The organism is Streptomyces sp. 1222.5, assembly GCF_900105245.1.
Lineage (GTDB): Bacteria > Actinomycetota > Actinomycetes > Streptomycetales > Streptomycetaceae > Streptomyces > Streptomyces albidocamelliae.
Window position 1 is genome coordinate 1,337,022 of sequence record NZ_FNSZ01000001.1, and the last position, 13,205, is coordinate 1,350,226.

Here is a 13,205-nt window from a genome sequence, read left to right on the forward strand (position 1 = left end):
CCGGTGTCCGCCACTCGGGCCACGGCGGATGACGCCCGGACGGCCCCGCCGTAGCGTGAGGGGATGATCCGGTTCGAGCAGGTCACCAAGCGGTACCCGGACGGTACGACGGCCGTGGACGACCTCTCCTTCGAGGTGTCGGAGGGCGAACTCGTCACTCTCGTGGGCCCCTCGGGCTGCGGCAAGACGACCACCATGATGATGGTGAACCGGCTCGTCGAGCCGACCTCGGGCCGGATCCTCGTCGGCGGCGAGGACATCGCGGCCGTCGACCCGGTGCGGCTGCGCCGCCGCATCGGGTACGTCATCCAGCAGGTCGGCCTGTTCCCGCACCGCACGGTGCTGGACAACACCGCGACCGTGCCCGCGCTGCTCGGCTGGAAGCGGACGCGGGCCCGGGTCCGCGCGGCGGAGCTGCTCGATCTGGTCGGGCTCGACCCGAGGACGTACGGGCCGCGCTACCCGGACCAGCTCTCCGGCGGGCAGCGGCAACGGGTCGGGGTGGCACGGGCGCTGGCGGCGGATCCGCCGGTGCTGCTGATGGACGAGCCGTTCGGCGCGGTGGACCCGGTGGTGCGCGAGCAGTTGCAGGACGAGTTCCTGCGGATGCAGTCCGCCGTGCGCAAGACTGTCCTGCTGGTCACCCACGACATCGAGGAGGCGGTGCGGCTCGGCGACCGCATCGCCGTGTACGGGCAGGGCCGCATCGAGCAGTTCGACACCCCCGGTGCGGTCCTGGGGGCGCCGGCGACGCCGTTCGTCGCCTCCTTCGTGGGCGCGGACCGGGGCCTGAAACGGCTGTCGGTCACCGCGATCGAGCCGGACGATCTGCAGCAGCCCCCGGTGGCCCGTCCGGACGAGCCCGCCGGGCGGGCGGCGGAGCGGCTGCGGGCGGAGGGCGCCCGGTGGGCGGTCGTCCTGGACGGCCGGGGCGACCTGCACGGCTGGGCCGGCATCGACGAACTGGCGGCGGGCGGGACGGTCGGGGACCTCGCCCACCGGATGACCGCCTGGGTGCCGGTGGGTGCGCCGCTGAAGCAGGCGTTCGGGGTGATGCTCCAGCACGACGCCGGGTGGGTGGCGGTGCTGGACGGCGCGCGGTTCCTCGGGGTGCTGACCCCGGCGAAGCTGCACGAGGCGCTGCGTCGTTCGGTGGACGCGGACGCGCGGGGCGTGGCGCGGGGGCAGGTGCCGTTCGACTCGGTGTCGGACGCCTGACGCCGGCTACTTCAGCAGACCCTTGTCCGTCAGGTAGCCGCGCGCCACGTCGGCGGGCAGCCGCCGCCAGCTGTCGACCTGTTCGTTCAGGCGGGCCAGGTCGGCCGTGGTCAGGACGTCGTCGAGCCTGCCCAGCGCCTTGGTGACGCCGGTGCCGCCCGCGCGGGAGCGGTTGACGACCGGGACCACGTAGTCGGCGTTCTGCAGGTGCTTGTCGTCGGCGAGCAGGACCAGCCCGAACTGGTCGAGCGTGGCGTCGGTGGTGGTGGTCAGCACCATCTGGTCCCGGCCGTCCTGCACGGCGCGCTTGGCCTGGGTGGTGCCCACGCCCTTGGGATCGACCCCGGTGACGTCGATGCCGTACACCTTCTTGAGTCCCGGTGCGCAGTACGGCCGCTGCACGCATTCGTCGCCGGCCGCGAGCCGTACCTTCAGGCCCGAGGCGCCGAGGTCGCTGAGAGTCTTCAGCCGGTGCTCGCGGGCGTAGTCGGCACTGACCGCGAAGGCGTTCTGGTCCACGGCCCGGCCCGCGGGCAGCACGGTGAGGCCGCGGGGCTCGGCGAGGGCGCGCAGCGCCTTCATGGTGGCGCCGAGGTCGGGCGAGCCGGCCGGGGGCGCGTCGGCGCCGTGGGTCTTGGCGGCCAGCCAGTCGGCGAAGGTGGCCGCGTACTCGGGGATGACGTCGATCTGGCCGGATTCCAGGGCCGGTTCGTACAGCTCCCGGTTGGCGACCGTCAGGACGGACGTGCGGTAGCCCGCCCGGTTCAGCAACTGGGCGTACATCTGGGCGAGCAGGTCGCTCTCGGTGAAGCCGGCCGAGCCGATGGTCAGGTGGCGGCTGTCGCCGGGCGGTGCGGTGACCTGGCCCCGGTCCTCCAGGGAGGGGCCGGTGGTGCAGGCGGTGAGGGTGAGCAGGACGGCCGTCAGGGCCGCGCGGCCTCTCACCGGCCGCCCCTGGCCCACGCCGGTGCCGTCCGTTCCGCGATCTCGAAGACTCCTTCGACGACCAGGGCGAGGGCGGCGACGAGCAGGGCGCCGGCCACCACCTGGGGGGTGCTGGCGAGGTTGAAGCCCGCCGTGATGATCCGGCCGAGGCCGCCGCCGCCCGCGAGCGCCGCGATGGTGGCGGTGGCGACGAGCTGGACGGCGGCGATCCGCACGCCGTTCATGACCATGGGCAGCGCGAGGGGGAGTTCCACCCGGAACAGCGTCTGCCGGCCGGTCATCCCCATGCCGCGGGCGGCCCGGACGACGTCGCGGTCGACCTCGCGCATGCCGACGTAGGCGTTGGTGAGCAGCGGTGGCACGGCGAACAGCACGAGGGCGACGACCGTGGGGCCTTCGCCCCAGTTTCCGACCGGGGTGAGGAGCAGCAGGACGAGGACGGCGAAGGTGGGGACGGCGCGGCCGATGTTGGAGATGTTCACGGCGAGCGTGCCGCCCCTGCCGAGGTGGCCGAGGACCAGGGCGACGGGCAGCGCGATCAGGCAGCTGACCAGCAGGCACACGACGGTCAGCAGCAGGTGCTGGAGCAGCCGGTGCCGGATGCCGTCGGCGCCGGACCAGTGGGCGGGGTCCGTGAGCCAGTCCCAGGTGGCGCCGAGGGTGCTCATCCGCGGGCCGCTCTCGCCCAGGGGGTGATCAGCCACTGCACGCCCAGCAGGAGCAGGTCGGCGGCGACGGCGATCACCACGCACAGCACGGACGCGGTGAGGACCTGCGCCTTGAAGTAGGTGTTCATTCCGGAGTAGATCAGGTTGCCCAGGCCCCCGAAGCCGACGATCGCGCCGACGGTGACCAGGGACACCGCGGAGACGGTCGCGATGCGCAGCCCGGCCATCGCGGCGGGCAGCGCGAGGGGCAGTTCGACGGTGAGCAGGAGCCGGACGGGGCCGAAGCCGAGGCCGCGGGCGGCCTGCCGGGTCTCCTCCGGGACCGCGCGCAGGCCGGCGAGGAGGTTCCGGACGAGCAGGGTGAGCGAGTACAGCACCAGCCCGGCGACGACGAGGCCGGCGGAGAGGCCGTAGAGGGGCAGGAGCAGGGAGAACATCGCCAGGGAGGGGATGGTGTAGAGGATCGTCGTCACCGCGAGCACCGGGCCGGCCGACCGGCCCCAGCGGCGGGCCAGCACCGCGAGCGGCACGGCGACGACCAGGGCGAGGAGGACGGACAGCACGGTCAGCTGGAGGTGCTGGAGGACCGCGTCGAGCAGGACCTCGCGGCGGGTCCGCAGGTAGGCACCGCAGATCCACTCGTTGCGCGCGAGGCAGTCGTCCGGAGGCGCGGTCACGCCACCATTCCACCGGCCGGCCGGCCGGCTCGTCGCGTTGTGGTGACCCGTACAGGTGGGTCACCACAGGCCGGGCGGCTCACGTCGGGCGCCGGGGCGCTTCACCGCGGGGTTCCCGGCGGCTCGCGTCAGGCCCCCGGGCGGTTCACGTCAGGCCGGCCGCGTCGAGCAGGGCGGTCGCCGTGGAGGTCGCGAGGCCGTCCTCCAGGCTCTCGACGCCGGCGCCGGCCCGCGCGCTGGCGCCGTCGAAGACGAGGACCAGCTGCCGGGCGAGCCGTTCGGGGTCGCGGGCGCCGCCGCGCTCGGCCTCGGCACGGAAGGTCCGCGCCAGGCGGTCCTTGACCCCGCGGGCCACCAGGCTCGCCGGGTGCCCGGGGTCCTTCAGCTCGACCAGGGCCGCCAGATACGGGCAGCCGTGGTAGTCCGTCTCGACGGAGGCCTTCTCCAGCCGCCGGAACACGTACAGGATGCGCTCGCGGGGGGACGCCGCCGCCGCGTCGGGGTGTGTGAAGCGGGCCTCGTACCAGGGGATCCGCCGCTCCAGGCTCGCGGCCAGCATCTCGTCCTTGCTGTCGAAGAGCTGGTACATGGACCGCTTGGAGACGCCGGCCTCCCGGCACAGGGCCTCGACGCCGACGGAGACGCCGTCGCGGTAGGACAGCCGGGCCGCGGCGTCGAGCAGCCGGTCCCGCGGGGAGAGCTTGTCGGTGGAGGCCATGCGGCGAGGATAACCGCGCCGCGGACGAAAGGAAACCGATCGGTGTATTCCGCTCGGGATCGTGGTCGACCGGCCGCCCCCCCCTCCCCCGTTCCCACGTGACAGGAGGACTGAACAAGCGCTTAGATAGTGAGGCGGCCGTCGGAACGGACGGCCGGAGCAGTGCGCACCCGTACCCCCGACCCCGCCGGAGGCCCCGTTGTTCACGTCCGTCGACGACGTCGCCGCCCGCCTCGCCGAGACCGGCTACCTCGCCTCCCCCGCCGTGGCCACGACCGTCTTCCTCGCCGACCGCCTGGGCAAGCCGCTGCTGGTGGAGGGTCCCGCCGGAGTGGGCAAGACCGAGCTGGCCAAGGCCGTCGCCCAGGTGGCCGCCGCCCGGCTGGTGCGCCTCCAGTGCTACGAGGGCGTGGACGAGTCCCGGGCGCTGTACGAGTGGAACCACGCCAAGCAGCTGCTGCGGATCAGCGCCGGCCGCGACGAGAACTGGGACGAGACCCGCACGGACATCTTCAGCGAGGAGTTCCTGCTCCCCCGCCCCCTGCTGACCGCCATCCGCGGCGACGAGCCGACGGTGCTGCTCATCGACGAGACCGACAAGGCCGACGTCGAGATGGAGGGCCTGCTGCTGGAGGTGCTCAGCGACTTCCAGATCACGGTCCCGGAGCTGGGTACGGTCACCGCGACCCGCCGCCCCTTCGTCGTCCTCACCTCCAACGCCGGCCGCGAACTGTCCGAGGCGCTGCGCCGCCGCTGCCTGTTCCTGCACATCGGGTTCCCGGAGGAGGAGCTGGAGCGGCGGATCGTCCGGCTGAAGGTTCCGGGCCTCGGCGAGGCGCTGACCGCGTCGGTGGTCCGGGTCGTGGGGGCGCTGCGCGCGATGGACCTGCGCAAGCCGCCGTCCGTCGCCGAGACCGTGGACTGGGCGCGGACCCTGCTGGCCCTGGGCGCCGGCACCCTGGACGAGACGGTCGTACGGGACAGTCTCGGAGTGATCCTCAAGCATCAGGACGACATCCTGAAGGCGGCCGCGAAGCTCGATCTGGACGCGCTGTGACCGGTGCCGCCGAGCGGATCACCGGGCTGGTCGTCGCGCTGCGCGGGCACGGGATGCGGATCGGCACCGGCGAGACCGTGGACGCGGCCCGCGCGGCCGAGGCGCTGGGGTTCACGGACCGGGAACTGCTGCGCGAGGGACTGGCCGCGACACTGCTGCACGGCCCGGGGCAACGGGCGGTGTTCGACCCGGTCTTCGACCTGTACTTCCCGCGCGGTGTCGGCGGTCCGGACGGCGCCCCCGCGGACCGCGAGGCGCTGCGCGACCGGCTGGCCGAGGCGCTGGCCGCGGACGACCGGGCGCTGATGGCCCGGCTGGCGGCGGAGGCGGTCGACGGACTGGGCGGGTACGGCAGTTCACCGGAGTCGGACGGCTGGTCGGCGTACCAGACCCTGGAACGGCTGCGTCCGCAGACCCTGTTGGCGCGGGTGCGGGCCGATGTCCGGGGCCGCGACGGGAACGGCTCGGGGTTCGCGGACCGGCTGCTGGACGACGAGATCCGGCAGCGCATCGAGGAGTTCCGGCGGATGGTCGGCGCGGAGGCGCGGCGCCGGGTCGCCGAGCGGCGCGGCCGCGACGAGATCGCACGGCGCGGCGTCCGGCCGACCTCGGACCGGGTGGACTTCCTGTTCGCGAACCGGGACCAACTGGCCGAGCTGCGCCGGGCCGTACGGCCGCTCGCGCGCAAGCTGGCCACCCGGCTCGCCGCCCGCCGCCGCAGGGCCGCGCGCGGCACGATCGACCTGCGCCGCACCCTGCGCTCCTCGCTGTCCACCGGCGGGGTGCCGATGCGGCCCGTGCTGCGCCGGCGGCGTCCGGGCCGGCCCGAACTGGTCCTGCTCTGCGACGTGTCGGGCTCGGTGTCGGGCTTCTCCGACTTCACGATGCTGCTGGTGCAGGCGCTGCACGACCAGTTCAGCAAGGTCCGGGTGTTCGCCTTCGTCAACCGGCTCGACGAGGTGACCGACCTCCTCGACCACGGCCGCGCCGACCCCGACGGCCTCGGCGCCCGCATCCGCGCGGAGGCCACGCTCACCGGCTGGCACGGCAGCAGCGACTACGGCGTGGCCCTGGGCGAGTTCACCGAACGGTACGGCGACGCGGTCGGCCCGCGCACGACGGTGTTCGTCCTCGGGGACGCCCGGACGAACATGAGCGACCCCAACCTGGCCGCCGTGCGCGAGCTGGCAGGCCGGGCCCGGCGCGTGTGCTGGCTGAACCCGGAGTCGCGGGCCCAGTGGGGCACCGGCGACTCGGCGGCACCGGCGTACGCCGAGCTGGTCGAGATGCACGAGTGCCGCACGGCCCGGCAACTGGGCACGCTGGCGGAGCGGCTGCTGCCGGCCTAGGGCGGCGGGCTCGGCGCGCGGGCGCCTCGTCGGCGCACCGGCCGGACCGGGGCCGTGACCGGTGGCCTCACCCCCGGCGGGTGAGCACACCGGCCGGCCGGCGCCCTACGGTGGCGGGGCAGCGCCCGTCCCGCACCGGAAGGCGGTCTCATGTGCCGATGGCTCGCCTACTCGGGTACGTCCGTCCTCCTCGACGAGGTCCTGTACCGGCCGAAGCACTCCCTGATCGACCAGAGCCTGCACGCGCGCATGGGTGTGGAGACGACCAACGGGGACGGCTTCGGCATCGGCTGGTACGAGGAGCACACCGACACCCCGGCCGTGTTCCACGACATCGGCCCGGCCTGGAGCAACCGCAACCTGCGGGAGATCGCCGGTCACGTCCGCTCGCCGCTGTTCTTCGCCCACGTCAGGGCGTCCACCGGGACGGCCGTGCAGCAGACGAACTGCCACCCCTTCCGCCACGGCCGCTGGATGTGGATGCACAACGGCGCGATCGCCGGTTTCCACGAGCTGCGCCGCGACCTCGTCCTCGCGGTCGATCCGGGCCTGTTCCTGTCGATCGAGGGCTCCACGGACTCCGAGGTGATGTTCTATCTGGCGCTCACCTTCGGGCTCGACGACGACCCTCCGGGCGCCGTCGCCCGTATGACGGGCTTCGTGGAACGCGTCGGACGCGAGCACGGGGTGCCCGATCCCGTACAGATGACGGTCGCCGTGGCCGATGGCGAGGGACTGTGGGCGTTCCGGTACGCCAGTCGGGGCCCGGCGCGCTCGCTCTACCACAGCTCCAGGATCGGTGATCTGCGCGCGCTGCACCCGGACGTCGACTTCCTGCGGGACGTCTCCGACGACACCCGCCTGGTCGTGTCGGAACCCCTGGGCGACCTGCCCGGTGCCTGGAACGAGATGCCGGAGAGCAGCTACGGCGTCATCCGGCCGGAGGGGGACTACCTGCGCGAGTTCGCCCCGCGGGACGTATGACCGTCCTTCGGGGGTGTGACGCGGCACCGCCGGTGTGATCGACTGGTCTCCCGTTCGCCCGCTGACGAGGACCTTCCGGATGAGCCAGCTGCCCGTGCCACTCGGCACGTTCCCCACCCCCGTCGAACCGGCACCCCGGCTCGCCGCCGCGCTCGGGCTCGGCCCGGACGACCTGTGGATCAAACGGGACGACCTGACCGGCCTCGGCGGCGGCGGGAACAAGATCCGCAAGCTGGAGTGGACGCTCGGCGCGGCCCTCGCCGAGGACGCGGACACGGTCGTGACGACCGGTGCCCCGCAGAGCAACCACGCCCGGCTGACCGCCGCGGCCGGCGCCCGTCTCGGTCGGAACGTCGTCCTCGTGCTGCGCGGCTCGCCCGGCGTCTCACGGTCGGGGAACCTCGCCCTGGACGGGCTGTTCGGGGCGCGGCTCGTCTGGGCCGGGGACGTGGACCAGGCAGGGCTGGACGCGGCGGCCGCGGAGGTCTGCGCCGGGCTGCGGACGGCCGGTGCCCGCCCCGCACTGATCCCGTTCGGCGGTTCCAGCGTGCTGGGCGCCCGCGGCTATGTGCGCTGCGGCGAGGAACTGCGCGAGCAGGTGCCCGGGCTGCGGACCGCGGTGGTGGCGCTCGGCTCGGGCGGCACCATGGCGGGGCTGGTCGCGGCCCTGGGTACCGGGTCGGTGCTGGGCGTGGACGTCGGCGCGCTGGCCGACCCGGCGGCGGCCGTGGTGGAGTTCGCGGGCGCGCACACCGGCGAGGAGGTCACTGCGGACCGGCTGCGGGTGCGCCGGGACCAGGTGGGCAGCGGGTACGCGGCGCTGACCGGTCCGGTGGCCGAGGCGCTCCGGCTGGCCGCCCGTACCGAGGGGATCGTCCTCGACCCCACCTACACGGGACGTGCCCTGGCCGGGCTGGCCGCCGCCGTCCGGGACGGCGGTGTACAGCCGGGCGAGAGGACCGTGTTCGTGCACACCGGCGGACTCCCCGGTCTCTTCGGCCACGCGGACGCCGTCGCGTTCGCCGAGGAGGGCGCCGTCGGCCACGACGGCTGACGGTGTCGGCCCCTTACACACAAGGGCCGTTGTCCTTCCCCGGGACTACGGCGGTTCCCCGATGTCCGGCCGGGGGGGTGCCGCCGTAACCTGCCCGTAGACGGCAGGGGGGAGAAGGCCATGAAGGCGGTCGTCCAGGACCGGTACGGCTCACCGGACGTGCTGGAGCTGAGGGACGTGGACGAACCGGTCCCGGCCGACGACCAGGTGCTGGTGCGGGTGCGGGCGGCGTCGCTGAACGCGTACGACTGGCACCTCATGCGCGGCGACCCGTACGTGGCCCGGCTCGCGCTGGGGGTACGCGGTCCCCGCGCCCGGATCCGCGGCCGGGACTTCGCCGGCGTGGTGACGGCGGCCGGCCGGAACGTGCGGGGCCTGAAGCCGGGCGACGAGGTGTTCGGCGAGGTCGACGGCACGTTCGCGGAGTACGTGTGCGTCCCGGACGCCTGGGTGGAGCGCAAGCCCGCCGCCCTGACCTTCGAGCAGGCGGCGGCGCTGCCGCTGGCCGGGAACACGGCCCTGCGCGGACTGCGGGACGTGGCCGGGCTGCGGCCGGGCCGGCACGTACTGGTCAACGGCGCCTCCGGCGGGGTGGGCACCTTCGCCGTACAGATCGCCAAGGCGCTCGGCGCTGAGGTGACCGGCGTGTGCAGCACGCGGAACACCGATCTGGTCCGGACGCTGGGCGCGGACCACATCGTGGACTACACGCGGGAGGACTTCACCAGCGCCGGGCGGCGGTACGACGTCGTCCTCGACCTCGTGGCCGGCCACGGGATCTCCGCCCTCCGGCGCGCCCTCACCCCCACCGGGACACTGGTCCTCGGCAGCGGTGGCCGCTCGGGGCAGTTCCTCGGGGCGCCCGTCCTCATCCTGAAGGGCGCGGCGCTGTCCCCGTTCGTGCGCCAGCGGCTGCGCCCGCTCGTCGGACCGGCGCCCAGCAAGGCGGTGCTGGCCGATCTGCGGGACCTGGCCGAGTCCGGGAAACTCGCCCCGGTGATCGACCGGACGTATCCGCTGGCAGAGGCGCCAAAGGCCATTCGGCACCTGGAGGAGGAGCACGCGCGGGGGAAGATCGTCGTCACCGTGTAGCCAGGTGAGAGCCCCGCGGCGACGGGCACCGCGGGGCAGGGGACGGGACGAGGCGGCTCCCTCAGGCCTTCGCGTAGTCCTGTGCGGTGGGTCCGGCGAAGTCGTACACGACGACCTGTTCGTCGCCCACGACCCAGGCGTCGTGCCCGGGCGGGCACACGAACACGTCACCGGGGCCCACTTCGCCCTCTCCTCCGTCGTCCATCCGGAAGTGCATCCGTCCCTGGACGACGTAGGCGCTGTGCGGGAACCGGCAGCTCGCGGTGCCCGCGATCGGCCCCACCGACTCCGACCAGCGCCAGCCCGGCTCGAAGGTGCCCACGGCGAAGTCGAGCCCCGTCAGGTGGACCGCTTCGAGATGACCGCGAGGGAAGTCGCGCCGCTCGTCCGGCTTCGCGACCGTCTTCACTTCCAGCATCATGACGGTGTCCTCCCTTCCGGCCGCCGACCGCGGCCAGGGGACGGCCTTCGTCCCCGGTGGCATCGGACGGCACCGGTGTTCCGGCCGTGCCCCACCACTTCATGGTGGATCCCGCAACTCGGGGCCGCCGGCCGCACCCCGGGGAGGGACGGGTGATCACCGGTGCCGCGGCGGGACCGGGGGCGGCGGTCAGGCGGGGACGGTCACCGTGACCGGTGCGACCGCCCGCTCCGCACGGCGCACGGCGAGCACGGCGCCGAGATAGGCGGCGTCCAGCAGGAAGCAGCCGACGTAGAGGTAGTACATGAGGGCGTTGTCGTGGCGGGGCTCCAGGCCGGGATCGGTGAGCATCGACAGGGACGCGCAGACCGTGCCCAGCAGCTTGGCCAGCGCGATGCCCGCGGACTGGCCGCGGGTACCGCGGCGGGCGGCGAGCATCGCGAGGAACATGCCGGACATCGCCAGGTTGCTGCCGAACGCCGTGACGGCGCCTGCGCCCTCGTCGAACCGCTCGGACGCGTAGTTCATCCCCGGATAGGCGAGGGCGAGGAGCGCGAGGAGCGCGGGCAGGAACAACGACCGGGGGAGGTAGGGGAATTCGGCCCGCCCGAAGCGCACGAGCGTGTAGCCGATGGCGACGTCGAAGCAGAACCAGACGATGTTGACGACGTGCATCACCCCCGTCGGCGGCCGCACGAAGGCGAACATGAACTCCCAGCTGATGTTGGTGGCGAACGCGACGACGGGCATGCCGAAGGTCCGCTCCCGCAGGCCCGTGCGGATCAGCAGCACGTAGGCCACGGTCCAGAGGCCCCCCGTGCCGAGCAGAAACGCCGTGTGCACCGTCTCCATCCCCACCTCCGCCGCTCAACTGCCTTGTCCGCCTCGGTGATTACTCTGGCACGGTGACAGCCATCGACACAGCCTCCATCGCGACGGGCGACACCGGGGATCCGGCCCTGCGCCCCCTGCCCGGGCGGGCCGCCGCCCTGCTGACGTCGGCGGACGCCCCGCCACGGCTGGTGGCCCACCTCAGGGCGGTGCACGACGTCGCCGCGCAGCTCGTGGCCTGGGTGCGGCACCGCTGCCCCCGGCTGGAGTTCGACACCGAGGCGGTGCTGTTCGGTGCCGCCACGCACGACATCGGCAAGGCCCTGCACCCGGCCGAGCTGTCCGGTCCCGGCGCCCTGCACGAGGCGGCGGGCCGGGAGTTGCTGCTGGCGCGCGGCGTACCGGCCCACCTCGCCCGCTTCGCCGGCACCCACGCGTCGTGGACGGCACCCGGCACCGGTGTGGAGGACCTGCTGGTGAGCCTGGCCGACAAGATCTGGAAGAACAAGCGCGTCCCGGAGCTGGAGGACCTGGTGATGGCCCGGCTGGCCGCCGCCGACGGGCGCACGCCGTGGGAGTGGTTCCTGGAACTGGACGAGACCCTCACGCGGATCGGGGAGGGCGCCGACCGTAGGCTGGCGTACCAGGTGTCCCACCCCCTCACCCGAAGGTGACCATGTACGCGAGCTCTCTCGGTGACGACGGCGCCGAGCTGTGTCCCCTCCAGCCCTGGCAGGCCGAGGAGTTCCTCGCTCACATGGACCGCGGCCGGGAGTTCATCGGCCGGTTCAACGGACTGCCGGACGTGGTCACGGACACGGCCGGGGCACGGGCGTTCCTGCGGGCGTACGCCGAGAAGGAGGCGGCCGACGCGGGGCTGATCCGGGGGATCCGGCTCGACGGCACCCTGGTCGGGGCGGTGATCCTGCGGCGGTTCGACGCGGCCCAGGGCACGGCGGAGGCCGGCTGCTGGCTGGAACCCGCCGCGGTGGGCCGCGGACTCGTGACGCGGGCGGTGCGGGTGCTGATCGACTGGGCGGTCCGGGAGCGGGGCGTCCACCGCGTGGAGTGGTGGGTGTCGGCGGGCAACGCCCCCAGCATCACGGTCGCCCGGCGCCTCGGCATGCGCAAGGAGGCCGTCCTGCGGGAGAGTCATCTGTACCGGGGTGAACGGCACGACGAGGAGATCTGGTCGGTCCTGGCCCCGGAGTGGACGGGCGGCACGGCCGGGGCGGTGCAAGGGAGTTGAGTCCGGGGCGCGCGTGCCGCTCGTGTCACCAGGTGCGTGCCGCTCGCAGCAGCGACGCCCAAACCCGGGCCACGTCGGGATTGTCCGGGGCGCCGGGCCGCTGGACCAGGAAGCCGGTGTTGATCGGCGGGTCCTCCGGCTCCAGCAGGGCCACCAGCGCGCCGGAGTCGAGCAGTTCCTGGCAGAGGTAGCGGGGCAGCACGCCGAAACCGGCGCCCGCGGCCACCGCGGCGAGGACCCCGCGCAGGTCGGGCACGGTCATGTCGGCGGTACGGGACAGCCGCCGGCCGAAGACATGGCGCCAGTAGCGGCGGGTGATCGGCAGATCCTCCGCGTAGGTGATCAGCGGTACACCCTGCAGGGCGGCCGGCCCCTCGACGGCCGTCCGGTCCGCCGCCCGCCCGGCCCAGACCGGCGCGGCGACCAGGACGAACTCCTCGTCGGCGAGGGGCACGGCGTGCACGGTACGGCCGCGGGGGCGGGTGGTGGCGATCACCAGATCGTGCCGTCCGGCGCGCAGCTCCTCCAGTAGCGGATCGGTCAGCCCGGTCGCCACGCGCAGCCGTACGCCCTCGGCGACCAGCGGGGCGAGGGCGGGCAGGACGGTGGTGCAGAGCAGTTCGGCCGGGCCGGCCAGATGGACGGGCTCCGCGCGGGCGCCGGCCGGTGGGGTGGGACCCGCGACGGCCGCCAGTTCGTCCAGCGGCGCGGCGATCCGCACGGCGAGTTCGTCGGCCACCGGGGTCGGCGCGACACCGCGGGGCAGCCGTTCGAACAGTTCACGGCCTGTCTGGCGTTCCAGCGCGCGCATCTGCGTCGTCACGGTCGGCTGCGACAGGCCCAGCAGGCGGGCGGCGCCGGTGAAGGAGCCGGAGCGGTACACGGCCAGGAAGGTGCGCAGCAGGTTCAGGTCGAGGGAAGCGGTCTCCACGCGTCCGAGTA

15 protein-coding genes are annotated in these 13,205 nt (G+C 73.8%); 8 read left to right on the plus strand and 7 right to left on the minus strand.

The features are described from left to right. The first annotated feature begins 63 nt into the window (after nt 1-63). Nucleotides 64-1,218, plus strand: a complete 1,155-nt coding sequence (locus tag BLW57_RS06060) for a betaine/proline/choline family ABC transporter ATP-binding protein (protein WP_093472691.1) — start codon at nt 64-66, stop codon at nt 1,216-1,218. A gap of 6 nt (nt 1,219-1,224) precedes the next feature. Here BLW57_RS06060 and BLW57_RS06065 read toward each other — a convergent pair whose 3' ends face one another. The 4 genes from BLW57_RS06065 to BLW57_RS06080 form a co-directional block, all read right to left on the minus strand. Beyond that, the gene (locus BLW57_RS06065) at nt 1,225-2,163 is read right to left on the minus strand and encodes an ABC transporter substrate-binding protein (protein WP_093480555.1); all 939 of its coding nucleotides are present in this window, start codon (nt 2,161-2,163) and stop codon (nt 1,225-1,227) included. After that, nucleotides 2,160-2,831: an ABC transporter permease gene (locus BLW57_RS06070; protein ID WP_093472692.1), complete on the minus strand. Its 672-nt coding sequence runs from the start codon at nt 2,829-2,831 to the stop codon at nt 2,160-2,162. The genes BLW57_RS06065 and BLW57_RS06070 overlap by 4 nt, the downstream gene beginning before the upstream one ends. Further along, a complete protein-coding gene (locus BLW57_RS06075) occupies nt 2,828-3,508 on the minus strand; it encodes an ABC transporter permease (RefSeq protein ID WP_093472693.1) in 681 nt (226 codons plus the stop codon). The genes BLW57_RS06070 and BLW57_RS06075 overlap by 4 nt, the downstream gene beginning before the upstream one ends. Nucleotides 3,509-3,653: 145 nt before the next feature. Further along, entirely contained in the window at nt 3,654-4,226 is a 573-nt protein-coding gene (locus BLW57_RS06080; RefSeq protein WP_093472695.1) for a TetR/AcrR family transcriptional regulator, read from the minus strand. Between the two features lie 199 nt (nt 4,227-4,425). Here BLW57_RS06080 and BLW57_RS06085 point away from each other — a divergent pair, with 199 nt between their 5' ends. The 5 genes from BLW57_RS06085 (at nt 4,426) to BLW57_RS06105 (ending at nt 9,762) form a co-directional block, all read left to right on the plus strand. After that, nucleotides 4,426-5,283 (plus strand): AAA family ATPase, encoded by an 858-nt coding sequence (locus BLW57_RS06085; RefSeq protein WP_093472696.1) that lies wholly within the window; start codon nt 4,426-4,428, stop codon nt 5,281-5,283. Between the two features lie 53 nt (nt 5,284-5,336). After that, the gene (locus BLW57_RS06090; RefSeq protein WP_256339798.1) at nt 5,337-6,632 is read left to right on the plus strand and encodes a vWA domain-containing protein; all 1,296 of its coding nucleotides are present in this window, start codon (nt 5,337-5,339) and stop codon (nt 6,630-6,632) included. A 150-nt stretch (nt 6,633-6,782) separates the two neighbouring features. Beyond that, nucleotides 6,783-7,616 carry a class II glutamine amidotransferase gene (locus tag BLW57_RS06095; RefSeq protein ID WP_093472699.1) on the plus strand — a complete coding sequence of 278 codons (834 nt, stop codon included), beginning with the start codon at nt 6,783-6,785 and terminating at the stop codon, nt 7,614-7,616. A 79-nt stretch (nt 7,617-7,695) separates the two neighbouring features. Continuing rightward, the gene (locus tag BLW57_RS06100; protein ID WP_093472701.1) at nt 7,696-8,670 is read left to right on the plus strand and encodes a pyridoxal-phosphate dependent enzyme; all 975 of its coding nucleotides are present in this window, start codon (nt 7,696-7,698) and stop codon (nt 8,668-8,670) included. A 120-nt stretch (nt 8,671-8,790) separates the two neighbouring features. After that, nucleotides 8,791-9,762, plus strand: a complete 972-nt coding sequence (locus tag BLW57_RS06105; RefSeq protein WP_093472702.1) for an NAD(P)-dependent alcohol dehydrogenase — start codon at nt 8,791-8,793, stop codon at nt 9,760-9,762. A gap of 61 nt (nt 9,763-9,823) precedes the next feature. On the opposite strand, the gene BLW57_RS06110 is transcribed toward BLW57_RS06105, so the two are convergent. Both BLW57_RS06110 and BLW57_RS06115 read right to left on the minus strand, forming a co-directional pair. Beyond that, complete coding sequence (locus tag BLW57_RS06110) at nt 9,824-10,180, minus strand: cupin domain-containing protein (protein WP_093480556.1); 357 nt, start codon at nt 10,178-10,180, stop codon at nt 9,824-9,826. Nucleotides 10,181-10,372: 192 nt separating this feature from the next. Continuing rightward, on the minus strand, nt 10,373-11,035 hold the full coding sequence (locus tag BLW57_RS06115) for a transmembrane-type terpene cyclase (protein ID WP_256339403.1): 663 nt from the start codon (nt 11,033-11,035) through the stop codon (nt 10,373-10,375). 53 nt (nt 11,036-11,088) lie between these two features. On the opposite strand from BLW57_RS06115, the gene BLW57_RS06120 reads away from it, so the two are divergent. Both BLW57_RS06120 and BLW57_RS06125 read left to right on the plus strand, forming a co-directional pair. Further along, nucleotides 11,089-11,688 (plus strand): HD domain-containing protein, encoded by a 600-nt coding sequence (locus BLW57_RS06120; protein WP_093472704.1) that lies wholly within the window; start codon nt 11,089-11,091, stop codon nt 11,686-11,688. 2 nt (nt 11,689-11,690) lie between these two features. Continuing rightward, nucleotides 11,691-12,263 (plus strand): GNAT family N-acetyltransferase, encoded by a 573-nt coding sequence (locus BLW57_RS06125; RefSeq protein WP_093472705.1) that lies wholly within the window; start codon nt 11,691-11,693, stop codon nt 12,261-12,263. A 25-nt stretch (nt 12,264-12,288) separates the two neighbouring features. Here the strand turns inward: BLW57_RS06125 and BLW57_RS06130 are convergent, their stop codons facing one another. After that, a complete protein-coding gene (locus tag BLW57_RS06130) occupies nt 12,289-13,194 on the minus strand; it encodes a LysR family transcriptional regulator (RefSeq protein WP_093480558.1) in 906 nt (301 codons plus the stop codon). Nucleotides 13,195-13,205 lie beyond the last annotated feature (11 nt).